The sequence below is a fragment of the Moorella glycerini genome, from assembly GCF_009735625.1.
Classification (GTDB): domain Bacteria; phylum Bacillota; class DSM-521; order Neomoorellales; family Neomoorellaceae; genus Neomoorella; species Neomoorella glycerini.
Genome location: NZ_CP046244.1, coordinates 1172484 through 1187732 on the forward strand (window position 1 = coordinate 1172484; position 15249 = coordinate 1187732).

Annotated in this window: 31 protein-coding genes; all 31 read right to left on the reverse strand. The window is 55.2% G+C overall.

All coding sequences use genetic code 11. The annotated features are described in order from the left end of the window. Window positions 1–34: 34 nt before the first annotated feature. Window positions 35–661, reverse strand: coding sequence for a 30S ribosomal protein S4 (rpsD, locus tag MGLY_RS05755; RefSeq protein ID WP_156272479.1), 627 nt, complete (start codon window positions 659–661; stop codon window positions 35–37). 70 nt (window positions 662–731) lie between these two features. After that, window positions 732–1121 carry a 30S ribosomal protein S11 gene (rpsK, locus tag MGLY_RS05760; RefSeq protein ID WP_054937144.1) on the reverse strand — a complete coding sequence of 130 codons (390 nt, stop codon included), beginning with the start codon at window positions 1119–1121 and terminating at the stop codon, window positions 732–734. A 12-nt stretch (window positions 1122–1133) separates the two neighbouring features. Beyond that, entirely contained in the window at window positions 1134–1505 is a 372-nt protein-coding gene (gene rpsM / locus MGLY_RS05765) for a 30S ribosomal protein S13 (RefSeq protein ID WP_156272480.1), read from the reverse strand. Between the two features lie 18 nt (window positions 1506–1523). Next, window positions 1524–1637, reverse strand: a complete 114-nt coding sequence (rpmJ, locus tag MGLY_RS05770; RefSeq protein ID WP_141263453.1) for a 50S ribosomal protein L36 — start codon at window positions 1635–1637, stop codon at window positions 1524–1526. 16 nt (window positions 1638–1653) lie between these two features. Continuing rightward, a complete protein-coding gene (gene infA / locus MGLY_RS05775; protein ID WP_054937146.1) occupies window positions 1654–1872 on the reverse strand; it encodes a translation initiation factor IF-1 in 219 nt (72 codons plus the stop codon). A 15-nt stretch (window positions 1873–1887) separates the two neighbouring features. Further along, window positions 1888–2187 carry a KOW domain-containing RNA-binding protein gene (locus MGLY_RS05780; protein WP_211662091.1) on the reverse strand — a complete coding sequence of 100 codons (300 nt, stop codon included), beginning with the start codon at window positions 2185–2187 and terminating at the stop codon, window positions 1888–1890. A 7-nt stretch (window positions 2188–2194) separates the two neighbouring features. Next, window positions 2195–2941: a type I methionyl aminopeptidase gene (gene map, locus MGLY_RS05785; protein WP_156272481.1), complete on the reverse strand. Its 747-nt coding sequence runs from the start codon at window positions 2939–2941 to the stop codon at window positions 2195–2197. Next, complete coding sequence (locus MGLY_RS05790) at window positions 2938–3591, reverse strand: adenylate kinase (protein WP_156272482.1); 654 nt, start codon at window positions 3589–3591, stop codon at window positions 2938–2940. Before MGLY_RS05790 ends, map begins: the two co-directional genes overlap by 4 nt. Window positions 3592–3611: 20 nt before the next feature. Next, window positions 3612–4874, reverse strand: a complete 1263-nt coding sequence (secY, locus tag MGLY_RS05795) for a preprotein translocase subunit SecY (protein ID WP_156272483.1) — start codon at window positions 4872–4874, stop codon at window positions 3612–3614. Further along, window positions 4875–5315 (reverse strand): 50S ribosomal protein L15, encoded by a 441-nt coding sequence (rplO, locus tag MGLY_RS05800; RefSeq protein WP_156272484.1) that lies wholly within the window; start codon window positions 5313–5315, stop codon window positions 4875–4877. Between the two features lie 12 nt (window positions 5316–5327). Further along, the gene (gene rpmD / locus MGLY_RS05805) at window positions 5328–5510 is read right to left on the reverse strand and encodes a 50S ribosomal protein L30 (protein WP_156276225.1); all 183 of its coding nucleotides are present in this window, start codon (window positions 5508–5510) and stop codon (window positions 5328–5330) included. Window positions 5511–5527: 17 nt separating this feature from the next. Continuing rightward, a complete protein-coding gene (rpsE, locus tag MGLY_RS05810) occupies window positions 5528–6028 on the reverse strand; it encodes a 30S ribosomal protein S5 (RefSeq protein ID WP_156272485.1) in 501 nt (166 codons plus the stop codon). A gap of 18 nt (window positions 6029–6046) precedes the next feature. After that, the gene (gene rplR / locus MGLY_RS05815; RefSeq protein WP_156272486.1) at window positions 6047–6412 is read right to left on the reverse strand and encodes a 50S ribosomal protein L18; all 366 of its coding nucleotides are present in this window, start codon (window positions 6410–6412) and stop codon (window positions 6047–6049) included. Between the two features lie 11 nt (window positions 6413–6423). Further along, window positions 6424–6987, reverse strand: a complete 564-nt coding sequence (gene rplF / locus MGLY_RS05820) for a 50S ribosomal protein L6 (protein ID WP_156272487.1) — start codon at window positions 6985–6987, stop codon at window positions 6424–6426. 17 nt (window positions 6988–7004) lie between these two features. Beyond that, window positions 7005–7397 carry a 30S ribosomal protein S8 gene (gene rpsH, locus MGLY_RS05825; protein ID WP_054937156.1) on the reverse strand — a complete coding sequence of 131 codons (393 nt, stop codon included), beginning with the start codon at window positions 7395–7397 and terminating at the stop codon, window positions 7005–7007. Between the two features lie 35 nt (window positions 7398–7432). After that, window positions 7433–7618 (reverse strand): type Z 30S ribosomal protein S14, encoded by a 186-nt coding sequence (locus tag MGLY_RS05830; protein ID WP_156272488.1) that lies wholly within the window; start codon window positions 7616–7618, stop codon window positions 7433–7435. Between the two features lie 14 nt (window positions 7619–7632). Then, entirely contained in the window at window positions 7633–8175 is a 543-nt protein-coding gene (rplE, locus tag MGLY_RS05835; protein ID WP_156272489.1) for a 50S ribosomal protein L5, read from the reverse strand. A 23-nt stretch (window positions 8176–8198) separates the two neighbouring features. After that, window positions 8199–8525, reverse strand: a complete 327-nt coding sequence (gene rplX, locus MGLY_RS05840; protein ID WP_156272490.1) for a 50S ribosomal protein L24 — start codon at window positions 8523–8525, stop codon at window positions 8199–8201. Between the two features lie 93 nt (window positions 8526–8618). After that, window positions 8619–8987: a 50S ribosomal protein L14 gene (gene rplN / locus MGLY_RS05845; RefSeq protein ID WP_054937159.1), complete on the reverse strand. Its 369-nt coding sequence runs from the start codon at window positions 8985–8987 to the stop codon at window positions 8619–8621. A 29-nt stretch (window positions 8988–9016) separates the two neighbouring features. After that, window positions 9017–9271 carry a 30S ribosomal protein S17 gene (rpsQ, locus tag MGLY_RS05850; RefSeq protein WP_156272491.1) on the reverse strand — a complete coding sequence of 85 codons (255 nt, stop codon included), beginning with the start codon at window positions 9269–9271 and terminating at the stop codon, window positions 9017–9019. 33 nt (window positions 9272–9304) lie between these two features. Further along, window positions 9305–9508, reverse strand: coding sequence for a 50S ribosomal protein L29 (gene rpmC, locus MGLY_RS05855; RefSeq protein ID WP_062280814.1), 204 nt, complete (start codon window positions 9506–9508; stop codon window positions 9305–9307). Then, on the reverse strand, window positions 9498–9932 hold the full coding sequence (gene rplP, locus MGLY_RS05860; protein WP_054937162.1) for a 50S ribosomal protein L16: 435 nt from the start codon (window positions 9930–9932) through the stop codon (window positions 9498–9500). The genes rpmC and rplP overlap by 11 nt, the downstream gene beginning before the upstream one ends. Next, window positions 9932–10591 (reverse strand): 30S ribosomal protein S3, encoded by a 660-nt coding sequence (rpsC, locus tag MGLY_RS05865; protein WP_156272492.1) that lies wholly within the window; start codon window positions 10589–10591, stop codon window positions 9932–9934. Before rpsC ends, rplP begins: the two co-directional genes overlap by 1 nt. A gap of 4 nt (window positions 10592–10595) precedes the next feature. Then, window positions 10596–10934: a 50S ribosomal protein L22 gene (rplV, locus tag MGLY_RS05870; RefSeq protein WP_156272493.1), complete on the reverse strand. Its 339-nt coding sequence runs from the start codon at window positions 10932–10934 to the stop codon at window positions 10596–10598. 12 nt (window positions 10935–10946) lie between these two features. Continuing rightward, complete coding sequence (gene rpsS / locus MGLY_RS05875; RefSeq protein WP_156272494.1) at window positions 10947–11231, reverse strand: 30S ribosomal protein S19; 285 nt, start codon at window positions 11229–11231, stop codon at window positions 10947–10949. A 24-nt stretch (window positions 11232–11255) separates the two neighbouring features. Next, window positions 11256–12086 (reverse strand): 50S ribosomal protein L2, encoded by an 831-nt coding sequence (rplB, locus tag MGLY_RS05880; RefSeq protein WP_156272495.1) that lies wholly within the window; start codon window positions 12084–12086, stop codon window positions 11256–11258. A gap of 24 nt (window positions 12087–12110) precedes the next feature. Beyond that, the gene (rplW, locus tag MGLY_RS05885; RefSeq protein ID WP_156272496.1) at window positions 12111–12401 is read right to left on the reverse strand and encodes a 50S ribosomal protein L23; all 291 of its coding nucleotides are present in this window, start codon (window positions 12399–12401) and stop codon (window positions 12111–12113) included. Continuing rightward, window positions 12401–13024 (reverse strand): 50S ribosomal protein L4, encoded by a 624-nt coding sequence (rplD, locus tag MGLY_RS05890; RefSeq protein ID WP_156272497.1) that lies wholly within the window; start codon window positions 13022–13024, stop codon window positions 12401–12403. Before rplD ends, rplW begins: the two co-directional genes overlap by 1 nt. 6 nt (window positions 13025–13030) lie before the next feature. Next, window positions 13031–13660, reverse strand: a complete 630-nt coding sequence (rplC, locus tag MGLY_RS05895; protein ID WP_156272498.1) for a 50S ribosomal protein L3 — start codon at window positions 13658–13660, stop codon at window positions 13031–13033. Window positions 13661–13673: 13 nt separating this feature from the next. Then, complete coding sequence (gene rpsJ / locus MGLY_RS05900) at window positions 13674–13982, reverse strand: 30S ribosomal protein S10 (protein WP_054937170.1); 309 nt, start codon at window positions 13980–13982, stop codon at window positions 13674–13676. 62 nt (window positions 13983–14044) lie between these two features. Beyond that, a complete protein-coding gene (gene tuf, locus MGLY_RS05905; protein ID WP_156272499.1) occupies window positions 14045–15247 on the reverse strand; it encodes an elongation factor Tu in 1203 nt (400 codons plus the stop codon). Between the last annotated feature and the right edge of the window lie 2 nt (window positions 15248–15249).

The window sequence follows — 15249 nt, forward strand, 5'->3', positions numbered from 1 at the left end:
CCCCTCCTTCTCGTGAGCTCATCCAGCCTGCATCTTACCTGGAGTAAAGCTCAACGATGAGGTGTTCTTGCACCGGCACGTCAATCTGCTCCCGCGTCGGCAGGGCGAAGACGTGACCTTCTAAAGCTGCCGGGTCCGACTTAAGCCAGGCCGGCACCGTCCGGTGGGCTGCCGCCGCGGCAATCTCTTTGAAAAGCGGGCTCTCTTTGCTCTTTTCCCGGACGGCAATGACATCCCCCGGCCGGACCAGGTAGGAAGGGATATTTACTTTGTGGCCGTTTACTGTAAAATGACCGTGCCGGACTAACATCCTGGCCTGAGCGCGGGAATCGGCAAAACCCAGGCGATAAACAACATTGTCCAGGCGCCGTTCCAGCAGGATGAGCAGGTTTTCACCAGTAACGCCCTTCATGCGCTCGGCCTTCTCAAAGTAGTTGCTGAACTGCCGTTCCATGATGCCGTAAATGCGGCGGGCCTTCTGCTTTTCCCTTAGCTGCAGGCCGTATTCGGAAAGCTTTTTCCTGGCCTGGCCGTGCTGGCCGGGGGCATAGGACCGCCGGGCCACGGCACATTTATCCGAGTAGCAGCGATCGCCTTTAAGGAAAAGCTTCATGCCTTCCCGCCGGCACAGGCGGCAGGTGGACTCTTTATACCTTGCCAAAGTATTACCTCCTCTGCAAGTCGCATGCTTCTTAGCGACGGCGTTTTCCTGCGACCCTTAGAAGATCCTGTTACACACGACGCCGCTTGGGTGGCCGGCAGCCGTTGTGGGGAATAGGGGTCACATCTTTAATGACGCTGACCTCGAGCCCTGCCGCCTGCAGGGAACGAATGGCTGCTTCCCGGCCGGCCCCCGGTCCTTTAACGTAGCACTCAACTTCGCGCATGCCATGTTCCATGGCCTGCCTGGCGGCTGCTTCGGCCGCCATCTGGGCGGCAAAGGGTGTGCTCTTGCGGGAACCTTTAAAACCTACGGTACCGGCACTGGCCCAGGAAATGGTATTGCCATTTTTATCGGTGATGGTTACCAGGGTATTGTTAAAGGTTGATTTAATATGGGCCACACCGCTTTCAATATTTTTACGTTCGCGCCGGCGAGGCCGGGTAGTTTTCCTTGGCATAGCTTCTCCCCCTTACTTCTTCCGTCGCACGCCCACAGTCTTGCGCGGACCCTTACGCGTACGGGCATTGGTCTTGGTGCGCTGGCCGCGTACCGGCAGTCCCCGGCGGTGACGCAGGCCCCGGTAACAGCCGATTTCCATCAACCGCTTGATATTTAACGCTACTTCCCGCCGCAAATCCCCTTCTACCGTTAAATTCTTATCTATATATTCCCGGAGCCGGCTGACTTCTTCTTCGGTTAGATCCCGTACCCTGGTATCAGGGTTAACGGCCGTCGCAGCCAGGATTTTATTTGCCATAGGCCGGCCAATACCATAAATATAAGTCAGGGCAATTTCCACCCGTTTGTCCCGGGGGAGGTCTACCCCGGCAATCCTTGCCATTTACGCCTTACCCCCTGTCTATCCCTGTTTTTGCTTGTGCTTGGGATTTTCACAAATGACCATAATTCGACCCTTGCGTTTTATAATCTTGCATTTTTCACAAATAGGCCGCACTGAAGGTTTGACTTTCAAACTAAACCCTCCCAGCTCATTTATAGCGGTAAACGATGCGTCCCCGGTTCAGGTCATAGGGTGATAATTCCACCATTACCCGGTCGCCCGGCAAAATGCGGATAAAATTCATCCGGATCTTACCGGAGACATGGGCCAGCACCCGGTGCCCATTGGCCAGCTCTACCCGAAACATGGCATTGGGCAGGGGTTCGATCACCTTGCCTTCAACTTCAATGACATCCTCTTTGGCCAAATAAACCCCTCCTTTTCAAGCCTGCTCAGTCTCTAAGAGCTGGGCAATAGCCCGTCGTACTTCCGCATCGGTAACTACTTCTCCCTGTTTTAACCGGGCGGCAATAGCCGTCGCTACCCGGTTAACCGCCTGGACATGGAGGACGTTTTTCAGTTTGGGTTTACTGGTGCGCCTTAGCTTGCCGTCAACCAGGTAAACCCGGCCGGGCCCGGCCAGCTGCCAGACCAGGAAAGGTCGCCCCTGGTCGCGCCCGGCCCGGGAATATACCAGTTGCCCCACCTTTAGTTCCCCTGCCGGCATAACCTTCGCCTCCACCTGCCAGTTAGAGTAACGTCAGGATTTCCGGTCCATTATCCGTCACAGCTACCGTATGCTCAAAGTGCGCCGAAGGTTTCTTATCCCTGGTCACTACTGTCCAGCGATTGGCCAGGGTATAAACCTCATAGGTACCGGCATTAACCATGGGTTCAATGGCCAGGACCATCCCCACCCGCAGGCGGGGGCCATAACCCGGGGAACCAAAGTTCGGTACCTGGGGATCTTCATGCATAGCCCGGCCTATACCATGGCCTACATAATCACGGACTACCGAGAGGCCATTTCTCTCTACATAAGTCTGGATAGCATGGGATATATCAGTCAGCCGGTTGCCCACGACTGCCTGTTTGATGCCTTCATAAAGGGCGGCTTCAGTAACTGCCAGTAAATGCTGCTTCTCGGCGTCAATAGCGCCAACTGGAAAGGTAACCGCGGCATCACCAACGTAACCATTTTTTACCGCGCCAATGTCAATACTAATAATATCCCCTTCTGCCAGTTGCTTTAAACCTGGGATGCCGTGAACGACTTCTTCATTAACAGAAGCGCAGATGCTGGCCGGGAAGCCCTGGTAGCCCTTAAAGGCTGGCACGGCACCATTATCCCGGATATAATCCTCGGCAATCCGGTCCAGTTCGGCGGTAGTTACCCCGGGGATGATATGCTCTTTGAGTTTAGCCAGGGTCCGGGCCACGATCCGTCCCGCCTCGCGCATCAGGGCTATTTCCCGGCGCGACTTTAAAATAATCATTGCCAGTCTCTTCCCAGGGCCGTACCGATGGCCCGGGTTACGGCCGCAATGTCCCGGCTACCGTCAATTTCTTTTAAACGGCCGCGCTGGCGGTAATAGGCAATGAGGGGCGCCGTTTGCTCGTTGTAGACATCCAGGCGTTTGCTGACGGTAGCCGCGGTGTCGTCGGCTCGCTGGACGAGTTCACCGCCGCAAACGTCGCATTTGCCGGCCTCCGCCGGTGGATTGTACTGGAGATGATAGGTGGCCCCGCACTGGCGGCAGACCCGCCGTCCTGTCAGGCGCTCCAGGAGTTCCTCCCGCGGCACCTCAATATTAATAACCGCGTCCAGCTTTTCCTTCCTCCCGGCCAGCCAGGCATCAAGGGCTTCGGCCTGGGCCACCGTCCGCGGGAAACCGTCCAGCAGAAACCCCTGCCAGCAGTCGGGCTGGCTCAGGCGTTCCTGGACCAGGCCAATGGTTACGGCATCGGGTACCAGGCCCCCACTTTGCAGGTACTTTTCAGCCTGGCGTCCTAATTCGGTACCTTCCTTGATGGCCCGGCGGAACATATCCCCCGTGGAAATATGGGGGACACCTAAGCGTTCACTGATTACCCCGGCCTGGGTGCCTTTGCCGGCCCCGGGTGGCCCCAGCAATACCAAACGCATCCTTTTCAGCCTCCCGGTATTTACTTCATAAAGCCCTGGTAGTGCCGCAGCAACAGGTGGGACTCCAGCTGTTTCATGGTTTCCAGGGCTACGCCAACCACAATCAGGAGGGAAGTGCCGCCAAAGTAGACGTTAATGCCGGTAATGGCCATGAGAATATTGGGCAACACAGCGATAAAGGCCAGGAAAATCGCCCCGGCCAGGGTTATCCGGGTTAAGATCCTTTCAATATATTCGGCCGTCGGCCGGCCGGGTCTCAAACCCGGGATAAAGCCGCCATACTTCTTCATGTTATCGGCCACATCCTGGGGATTAAAGGTAACGGCCGTGTAGAAATAGGTGAAGAAGATAATCAGCAGCGCATAGAGGATCATATAAAAAGCCGACCGCGGGTCAAAAAACCTGACGATAGCCTGGGCCAGGCTGCTGTGGGGGAACCAGGAAGCCAGGGTGCTGGGAAACATCAGGATAGACATGGCAAAGATCACGGGAATAACCCCGGCCTGGTTGACCTTTAACGGGATATGGGTACTCTGACCGCCGTAAATCCGCCGGCCCACCACCCGCTTGGCATACTGCACGGTAATGCGGCGTTCTCCCTGCTGCATGGCCACTACGGCAGCAATGATTACCACGGCAATGATGGCAAAGAGGAGTAAGGATATGATACTTACCTCACCAGATGTAAGGTACTGGTAGATGCTAACGGCACCAGCCGGTAGACGGGAAACAATCCCGGCGAAGATAATCAGGGAAATGCCGTTACCAATACCCCTTTCCGTAATTAATTCCCCCAGCCACATGAGGAAAGCCGTTCCTGCCGTAAGCATTACTGCTACCACCAGGTAATTATGCAGACCCGGCCTTAAGAAGGCCCCCGAGCGAGCGAGATACAGGGCCATACCCAGGGCCTGGAGGAGGCCTAAAACGACCGTCCCGTAGCGGGTATACTGGACGATCTTTTTGCGGCCTTCGATGTCTTCTTTGGCCAGTCGTTCCAGGGCCGGGATGACCACCGTCAGGAGCTGCATGATGATCGAGGCATTGATGTAGGGCATAATGCCCATGGCAAAGACGGTAAAACGCTTGAAGGCCCCACCGGAAATGACATCAAAAAAACCCAATATAGTACCGCCACGAACTAGTTCCTGCAGGACGGCATTATTAATTCCCGGCAAGGGCACATGGGCGCCAAGGCGGAAGACGATAAACATCATCAGGGTAAAGAATATCTTCTTCCGCAGGTCTTCCAGCTTCCAGGCGCTAACCAGGGTATTTAACACCTACATCACCTCAACTTTGCCGCCGGCGGCCTCAATCTTGGCAATGGCCTGGCGGCTGGCAGCCTGAACCCTGACGGTCAGGGGCTTGGTCAGTTCACCATCGCCCAGGATTTTGACACCATGCCTGGCCTGCTTGACCAGACCGGCCCTGGCCAGGACTTCCGGCGTCACCACGGTTTCCGGTGCAAAGCGTTCCAGTTCGCCGACATTAATGGCTGTTAACTGGCGGGCAAACTTATTGGTGAAGCCCCTTTTAGGCAGGCGGCGACTCAAGGGCATCTGGCCACCTTCAAAGCCACGGCGGACACCGCCACCGGAGCGGGCTTTTTGCCCTTTATGACCACGGCCGGAGGTTTTACCCAGGCCGGACCCGATACCCCGCCCTACCCGGGTAGCTTTAAACCTGGAACCCGGGGCTGGATGTAACTCATGCAGGCGCACCCCTGTCACCTCCTATTCTACTTCCTCGCACTTCACCAGGTGGGCCAGTTTCTTTACCTGGCCCCTGATCACCGGTGAATCAGGGCGGATTATTTCCGCATGGAGTTTCTTTAGGCCCAGGGCGCGGGCCGTCTTTCTTTCCGTTTCCGGTCGACCGATTAAGCTTTTTACCAGGGTAATCTTCAAGTTTGCCAATGCCAACTCTACTCCTCCTAGCCAATCAGCTCGGCCACAGTTTTGCCCCGGAGGCGGGCTACCTCTTCAGCCCTCTTCAGCCCCTTCAAACCTTCGATGGTGGCATAAACGACGTTATTGGGGTTGGCCGATCCCAGGCTCTTGGTCAAGATATCCCTGATGCCGGCAGCCTCCAGGACCGCCCGTACCGGTCCCCCGGCAATGACTCCGGTACCGGGGGCTGCAGGCTTGAGCAACACTTTCCCGGCGCCGAAATGGCCCATAACTTCGTGGGGAATGGTCGTGCCCACCATTGGTACTTTAATAAGATTCTTTTTGGCATCTTCAATGCCTTTACGGATGGCTTCCGGTACTTCACTGGCCTTGCCTAAGCCAGCGCCCACATGGCCTTTACCGTCACCAATAACTACCAGGGCAGAAAAACTAAAGCGCCGGCCGCCCTTTACTACTTTAGCTACGCGGTTGATATGGACAACTTTTTCCGCCAGCTCCAGGTCCTTGGTTTCAATGCGCGCCATTTTTCCCCTCCTTCCCTCTTAAAAGTGCAGCCCTGCTTCCCGGGCGCCTTCAGCTACGGCAGCTATGCGACCATGGTAAATATTGCCACCCCGGTCGAAGACAACTTTCTTAATCCCTTTAGCCAGGGCCTTCTGGGCGACGAGTTCGCCAACTTTCCTGGCAGCAGCTATATTCCCGGTAGCTTCCAGGTCTTTTAAAGCCGGGTCCAGGGTTGAGGCAGCCACCAGGGTAACACCCTGCGTATCGTCCACCACCTGGGCGTAAATATGGCGCAGGCTGCGGTAGACACTCAAACGGGGCCGTTCAGGAGTGCCCATTATACGCCGCCGCACCCGCAGGTGCTTCCGCTGCCGCGTGAGTTTGCAGTCTTTCCTTTTGAACATTCCTTTACCCCCTATTTCTTACCGCCCTTGGCGCCACCCTTGGCGCCGGTCTTACCAACTTTGCGCCGGATATACTCATCTTCATACTTAATACCTTTACCCTTATAAGGTTCCGGGCGGCGGACGTCGCGAATATTGGCCGCCAGGGCCCCTACCGCTTCTTTGTCAATGCCTTTAACGATTATTTTGTTGGGGGCCGGCACTTCAATCTCCAGCCCTTCCCCCGGTACTATTTCTACCGGGTGGGAATAACCTACCGTCAGCACCAGTTTGTTCCCCTGCTTGGCGGCCCGGTAGCCTACTCCTACCAGCTCCAGGCTTTTTTGAAAGCCTTTGGTGACGCCGTCAACCATATTCTGCAGCAGGGCCCGGGAAAGGCCATGCAGGGCGCGATGGGGCTTGGCATCCGAGGGACGGCTGACCTCCAGTACATCCCCTTCCCGGCTAATGGTAATCTCGGCCGGGAACTGGCGGGTAAGTTTTCCCCTGGGCCCCTTTACCGTTACCGTGTTGCCGTCAATGCTTACTTCTACCCCTGCCGGTACCTGCACCGGCTTTCTGCCTATACGTGACACCTGAACACCTCCCAGCCTTACCAGATATAACAGATAACTTCACCGCCGACGCCTTCCCGGCGGGCCTGTTTATCCGTGAGTATCCCTTTGCTGGTAGAGATTACAGCCACCCCCAGCCCCCCCAGGACTTTGGGAATTTCTCCCTTCCTGGCATAGATCCTGAGCCCCGGGCGGCTGATCCGTTTTATGCCCGTAATAACCTTTTCCTTATTGGGACCATACTTGAGATAAAGTCTCAAGATACCCTGCTTGCCATCTTCGATGTACTCGTAGTTCTTGATATAACCTTCGTTCTTCAAGATTTCAGCTATCGCCCGCTTCATTTTGGAAGCCGGTACTTCCACCTTCTCCTGGTAGACCATGTTGGCGTTACGAATGCGGGTCAGGAAATCAGCAATGGGATCGGTCATCACCTTGAACTACCCCCTTCCTTCTCGTCCCGCCCTTACCAGCTGGCTTTCACTATACCAGGAAGCTCTCCCCTGTAGGCCAGCTCGCGGAAACAAATACGGCACAGGCCGAACTTCCGCATGTAAGCATGGGGACGGCCACAGCGCAGGCAACGGTTATATGCGCGTACCTTAAACTTCTGGGGACGCGCTTGTTTGATACGTAAAGATTTCTTAGCCATGGATTTCCTCCTTATCACTGTTCCCGGAACGGCATACCGAAGCCGCGCAGGAGTTCCCGGGCTTCCTCATCGCTTTTTGCCGTCGTCACCATGGTTATTTCCAGGCCCCGGGTTTTGTCGATTTTGTCGTATTCAATCTCCGGGAAAATCAACTGTTCTTTCAGTCCCAGGGAGTAGTTGCCACGGCCGTCAAAGGAATTGGGCGACACTCCCTGGAAATCCCTGACCCGGGGCAGGGCCACGTTGATCAGGCGGTCCAGAAACTCATACATCCTTTCACCCCGCAGGGTTACCTTGCAACCGATACTGTTCCCCTGGCGAAGTTTAAAGGCGGCAATAGATTTTTTGGCCTTGGTAACAATGGGTTTTTGCCCGGTAATGGCCATCAGGTCCTGGACGGCACCCTCAATGGCTTTGGGATTCTGGGTAGCCTCGCCCACACCCATGTTCACGACGATTTTTTCCAGTTTGGGGATTTCCATGACATTTTTGTAGCCGAATTTATCCTGCAAGAGTTTGCGAATCTCTGTCAGGTACTTTTCCTTCAGTCTGGCCACATCCAGCCCTCCTTTACCTGGGCTTAATCAATTACTTCGCCACACTTTTTACACACCCGGGTCTTGGTCCCGTCGGCCAGGAACTGTTTCCCGATTCTGGTGGGCCGGTTGCATTTGTTGCAGAACAGCATGACATTGCTGCTGGCCACCGGGGCCTCCTTTTCTATAATCCCGCCCTGGGGCGTCCTGGGGGTAGGACGGGTGTGCCGTTTGACAATATTTACCCCTTCCACAATGACCCGGCCTTTAGCTCGATCAACGCTTAAGACTTTACCTTTTTTACCGGCATCTTTACCGGTAATTACCATGACCAGGTCGCCCTTCTTGACGTGTACCTTTGATGGGGGCAATTTAATGCCACCTCCTTAAAAATAGCAGCGCACGGTTTCTTCTAACCACCTATACCTGCCCGCCGCCAAAATGGTACGGCTATTTTTCCCCTTTTAAAGTACCTCAGGAGCAAGGGAAATGATCTTCATAAAATCTTTATCCCGCAGTTCCCTGGCTACCGGCCCGAAGATACGCGTACCCCGGGGGTTGTTTTGTTCGTTGATGATTACCGCCGCATTTTCATTAAAGCGGATATAGGAACCGTCTTCACGCTTTAAAGCCTTTGTCGTCCGTACCACTACCGCCCGGACGACGTCGCCCTTCTTTACTACGCCCCCTGGCGTTGCCTCTTTAACGGAGGCAATAATCACATCACCCACACTGGCATAACGCCTTTTGGAACCGCCGAGGACGCGAATGCACATCAATTTCCTGGCGCCGGTATTGTCGCCGACTTTGAGGATCGTCTGTTGCTGGATCATCCTTTACCTCCTTCCCGGCGGAAATAAGCCTATTTGGCTTTTTCCAGGATCTCCACTACCCGCCAACGTTTATCTTTGCTTAAAGGACGGGTTTCCATAATCTTGACTTTATCGCCGACGCGGCATTCATTTTTTTCATCATGGGCCTTGAATTTCGTGGTTTTGCGGATAATTTTACCGAGTAACGGGTGACGTACCCGGTTTTCCACAGCCACCACCACGGTTTTGTCCATTTTATCGCTCACTACACTGCCGATCCGGGTTTTACGGTAGTTTCTTTCCAAAGGGCCTGCCCCCTTCCTGTACCATTATCGTCTTTATGCCCGTTCCCGTTGCAGTTCCCGTTCCCGCAGGATTGTCTTGGCCCGGGCGATACTGCGGCGGACTTCCCGCAGGCGCATGGGATTATCTATCTGCCCGGTGGCCAGCTGGAAACGCAGGTTAAACAGTTCCTGCTTCAGTTCGCCTACCTTTTGCAGCAGCTCTTCGGTGGTCAATTCGCGAATCTCTTTAGCTTTCATTGACCTCACCACCCACTTCCGTCCGTTTTACGAACTTGGTTTTAATGGGCAGCTTGTGGGAGGCCAGGCGCATTGCCTCACGGGCTACCTCTTCGGTAACTCCGGCCATTTCAAAAAGAATCCGCCCCGGTTTAACAACGGCCACCCAGTACTCTGGTGCCCCCTTGCCGCTGCCCATCCGGGTTTCAGCCGGTTTGGCCGTAATGGGGGTATCGGGAAAGATCTTGATCCACACCTTGCCGCCACGCTTAATATAGCGGGTCATGGCAATACGGGCAGCCTCAATCTGGCGGCTGGTGATCCAGGCCGGTTCCAGGGCCTGCAACCCGTAGTCCCCGAAGTGGATCTCATTCCCCCGGGTAGCCTTACCCCGGGTGCCTGGCCGGTGCGGTTTGCGGTATTTTACCCTTTTGGGCATTAACATTATTTGCGGCCCCCTTCCTGGACCCTGGCCCGTTCAGGCAATACTTCTCCTTTATAAATCCATACCTTGACACCTATTTTACCATAGGTGGTATTGGCCTCAGCAAAACCGTAGTCGATATCAGCCCTTAAGGTGTGCAGAGGTACCTTGCCCTCGCTGTACCACTCGGTGCGGGCGATTTCTGCCCCTGCCAGGCGGCCGCCACAGGCTATTTTTATACCTAATGCCCCCAGGCGCATGGCCCTGCTTACGGCCTGCTTCATGGCCCGCCGGAAAGCAATTCTTTTTTCCAGCTGGGCAGCAATATTTTCAGCCACTAGCTGGGCATTGAGCTCCGGTTTTTTAACCTCGACGATATTCAGGTTAACCTGTTTACCGGTTAAACGCTCCAGTTCCTTCCGCAGGGCCTCAACTTCGGTACCACCGCGGCCGATGATAACCCCCGGCCTGGCAGTATTGATTATTACCTTGACGCGATTGGCTGCCCGTTCAATTTCTACACTGGCAATGCCCGCCTGGTAAAGGCGCTTTTTGATGAACTCGCGTATTTTCAGGTCTTCATGGAGCAAGGTTTTATACTCCTTGCCGGCATACCAGCGGGAGTCCCAATCGCGGATAATCCCAATACGCAATCCCTTGGGGTGAACTTTTTGACCCACGAAATCAGTCCTCCTTTTCCCCAACCACCACAGTTATATGGCTGGTGCGTTTCCGCCGGATATTGGCCCGTCCCATGGCCCGCGGCTGGTAGCGTTTCAGGGTCGGCCCTTCGTCAACATAAGCGCGGGTGACAACCAGTTCGCCGGCATCCAGGTCGTAATTATGCTCGGCATTGGCGACGGCCGATTTTAAAACCTTGGCAACGGCCCGGGCCCCCCTTTTGGGCGTGACCATGAGGATGGCCTCTGCTTCCCGCACTCCTTTGCCGCGAATTAAATCAACTACCTGGCGGACGCGCCGCGGGGAAATCCGGATATATTTAGCTACCGCTTTTGCTTCCATCCTGTTTACCCCCTACTTCAGCGCTGTGGAACGCTCCGTGTGGGCGCCGTGCCCCCGGAAGATACGGGTGGGAGCAAATTCGCCCAGCTTGTGACCGACCATATCTTCGGTAATGTAAATTGGCACGTGCTTGCGGCCGTCATGGACGGCAATGGTATGGCCCACCATCTCCGGAAAGATAGTTGAACGGCGGGACCAGGTTTTAATCACCCGTTTAGTGCCCTTCTCGTTCATTTCAATAATTTTCTTGAGGAGCTTTTCATCACAATATGGCCCTTTTTTCAGGGAGCGGCCCATGAAAAGGAACCTCCTTCCACCCCTTTATTTGTTCCGGCGCTTGACAATAAGTTTGTCGCTAGGCTTCCGCTTTTTACGGGTTTTAACGCCCAGGGCCGGTTTACCCCACGGTGTTACCGGGTGCTTGCGGCCTACCGGAGCTTTTCCTTCGCCGCCACCATGGGGGTGATCCACCGGATTCATGACCACACCGCGCACCGTTGGCCGGATACCCAACCAGCGACTGCGCCCGGCTTTACCAAAGGTGATGTTTTCCCAGTCCAGGTTGCCCACCTGGCCAATAGTAGCCCGGCATTCTTCCTGCACCTTACGTAATTCTCCCGAAGGTAACCGCAGGAGGGCATAACCGTTTTCTTTGGCCATGAGCTGGGCACTGGCCCCGGCCGCCCGGACCATCTGGCCACCCTTGCCGGGTTTAAGCTCGATGTTGTGGACTATGGTGCCGACCGGTATCTGGCTTAAAGGTAGCGCGTTACCGGTTTTTATATCCGCCCCGGGACCGCTGATGATCTTATCGCCGACCTGCAGGTTTTCCGGGGCCAGGATATAGCGCTTTTCCCCATCGGCATAATTAATCAGGGCGATATTGGCCGAACGGTTGGGATCGTACTCAATGGTTGCCACGCGGCCGGGAATGCCATCTTTATCACGTTTGAAATCGATTATCCGGTAAAGGCGCTTGTGTCCCCCGCCCCGGTGCCGGACGGTGAGCCGTCCCTGGTTATTGCGCCCGCCGGTTTTCTTCAAAGGGGCCACCAGGGGTTTGTAGGGTTCCGTTGCCGTAATCTCGGCAAAGGTAGATACCGTCATCTGCCGCCGGCCGGGTGATGTCGGTTTAAACTTCTTAATGGCCATCTTACTTCTCCCCTTAATTTTAAGCTACTCCAGCCCTTCAAAGACCTTGATTTTATCGCCGGGTTTCAGGGTGACAATGGCTTTTTTCCGGTCGGGTTGCCGCCCCTGGAAACGACCTACCCGGCGCATTTTACCGCGGTCCATGAGGGTATTGACCTTTAATACTTTGACGTTGAAGAGTTTCTCGATGGCATGCTTGATTTCAATCTTATTGGCCCCGGGATCTACTAAAAAAGTATATTTATTTTCCGCCATCAGGCCGGTGGATTTTTCCGTTACCAGGGGTTGAATGATAATTTCTTCGGGAGCCCGCATTAAGCCAGCACCTCCTGTACCCGGGCCACGGCATCTTTGGTAATAACCAGTTTGTCATGGGCCAGGAGATCATAAACGTTTAGCCCCGCCGAGGTTAAACAAGTTACTCCCGGTAGATTGCGGGCCGATAGCTCGACATTGGGATCTTTGCCTGCCGTAACTACCAGGGCTTTATCCTCTACATCCAGGGCCTTGAGAATAGTAACCATATCCTTTGTCCGGGGTTTGGCCAGCTTTAACTCATCCAGGACAATGATGTTGCCTTCGCGCACCTTGTTCGCCAGGGCCGAACGTAGAGCTAAACGGCGCACTTTTTTGGGCAACTTGTAACCATAATCCCGGGGCTGGGGACCAAAAATTACCGCCCCGCCACGCCACAGGGGTGAGCGAATACTGCCCGCCCGGGCCCGGCCGGTTCCCTTTTGCCGCCAGGGTTTGCGGCCACCGCCGCTGACTTCGGCCCAACCGCGAGTTGCTGCCGTGCCCCGGCGCCGGCTGGCCAGCTGCATGACCACAGCCTGGTGGAGGACAGCTTCGTTAACCTCGCCGCCGAAGATGCGGTCATCAAGGTCAATTTCCCCTACTTGCTGGCCCTGGATATTGTACACGGCTACTCTGGGCATTGCCTGTTAGCCTCCCTTTACCGAATTCTTAATTACCAGCAGCCCCTGGCGCGGGCCCGGGACGGAACCCTTGATCAACAGGAGATTACGCTCGGGATCATTCTTGATAACCTCCAGGCCCAGCACAGTGACCCTTTCGGCGCCCATGTGCCCGGGCAGGCGACGCCCCTTAAAGACCCGGGCCGGTCCTTTGGCCGCCAGGGACCCGGGACGGCGGTGATACTTGGAACCGTGCTCCATGGGGCCACGGTGAAAGCCGTGACGTTTAATGCCGCCGGCAAAACCTTTACCCTTGGATATACCTGTAACATCAACCTTTTCGCCGGGGCTAAAAATATCGGCTTTAATTTCCTGCCCCACTTGATAATCCTTAATATCTTCTAACCGGAGTTCCCGGACATAACGGAAAGGGGTTACCCCGGCCTTGCTAAAATGTCCCCGCAAGGGTTTATTGACCCTTTTTTCTTTAACTGGTTCAAAACCTACCTGCAGGGCTTCATAACCATCGGTAGCTACGGTTTTTTTCTGGATGACGATACAGGGCCCGGCCTGGACTACCGTTACCGGAATGGTCCGGCCGGCCTCATCAAAGATCTGGGTCATGCCTATCTTTTTTCCTAAAATACCCTTGCGCACCTGCTCTTACCCCCTACAGCTTGATCTCAATGTCAACCCCTGCCGGGAGATCCAGGCGCATTAATGCGTCTACCGTCTTGGGCGTTGGCTCGTGAATGTCGATTAAACGCTTGTGGGTCCGCATTTCAAACTGCTCCCGGGAATCTTTATTTACATGGGGTGAGCGTAAGATCGTAAAGATATTCTTCTCCGTCGGCAGCGGGATAGGTCCGGATACTACCGCCCCGGTGCGCCTGGCAGTCTCGACAATCTTTTGGGATGACTGGTCTAACAGGCGGTGATCAAAGGCCTTTAAGCGAATGCGGATCTTCTGCCTGGCCATGGGATATTTACCCTCCTTCATGGCACGGGATCAGGCATAAAGCCTGATCCCTGGCCTGGTAATTACTCGATAATCCCGGTCACGACGCCGGCGCCCACGGTGCGGCCGCCTTCACGGATGGCAAACCGTAAGCCTTCTTCAATGGCTATGGGGGTAATGAGCTCGATGGTCATGCGGATGTTGTCCCCGGGCATCACCATCTCTACCCCTTCGGGCAGTTTCACTACCCCGGTCACGTCCGTCGTCCGGAAGTAAAACTGCGGCCGGTAACCGTTGAAAAAGGGTGTATGCCGCCCACCTTCTTCTTTGGTCAGCACGTATACTTCCGCGTTAAATTTGGTGTGGGGTTTGATGGACCCCGGCTTGGCCAGCACCATCCCCCGTTCTACTTCTTTGCGCTCTACACCCCTGAGAAGCGTACCGATGTTGTCCCCGGCTACCGCTTCGTCCAGGATCTTCCTGAACATCTCTACCCCCGTCACTACCGTCTTCCGTACCTGGTCCCTTAAGCCTATAATCTCTACTTCATCCCCTACCTTCACTTTGCCCCGCTCTACCCTGCCGGTGGTCACCGTGCCCCGGCCGGTAATGGTGAACACGTCTTCGATGGGCATCAGGAAGGGTTTGTCGACGTCCCGTTCGGGGGTTGGCACGTAGCTGTCTACCGCGTCCATCAGTTCCCAGATCTTGCTGCACCATTCGCATTCCCGCTTGCCGCAGCCGCATTCCATGGCTTTCAGCGCGCTGCCTTTGATGATGGGTATCTCGTCACCCGGGAATTCGTATTCGCTTAACAGTTCCCGCACTTCCATCTCTACCAGCTCTAACAGCTCGGGGTCGTCTACCTGGTCCACTTTGTTCATGAAAACGACAATGTAAGGTACCCCTACCTGCCGCGCTAAAAGTATATGTTCCCGCGTCTGGGGCATGGGGCCGTCGGCTGCCGATACTACCAGGATGGCCCCGTCCATCTGGGCCGCACCGGTGATCATGTTCTTGACATAGTCGGCATGCCCCGGGCAGTCGACGTGGGCGTAATGCCGCTTTTCTGTCTCGTACTCCACGTGGGCCGTGGCTATGGTGATGCCTCGTTCCCGCTCTTCCGGTGCCTTGTCGATCTGGTCGTAGGCCGTGGGTACGGCCCCCCCGGCTTTGGCCAGGCAGAAGGTGATGGCTGCCGTCAGCGTCGTCTTGCCGTGGTCAACGTGACCGATGGTTCCCACGTTGACGTGGGGTTTCTTGCGTTCAAATTTTTGTTTGGCCATGG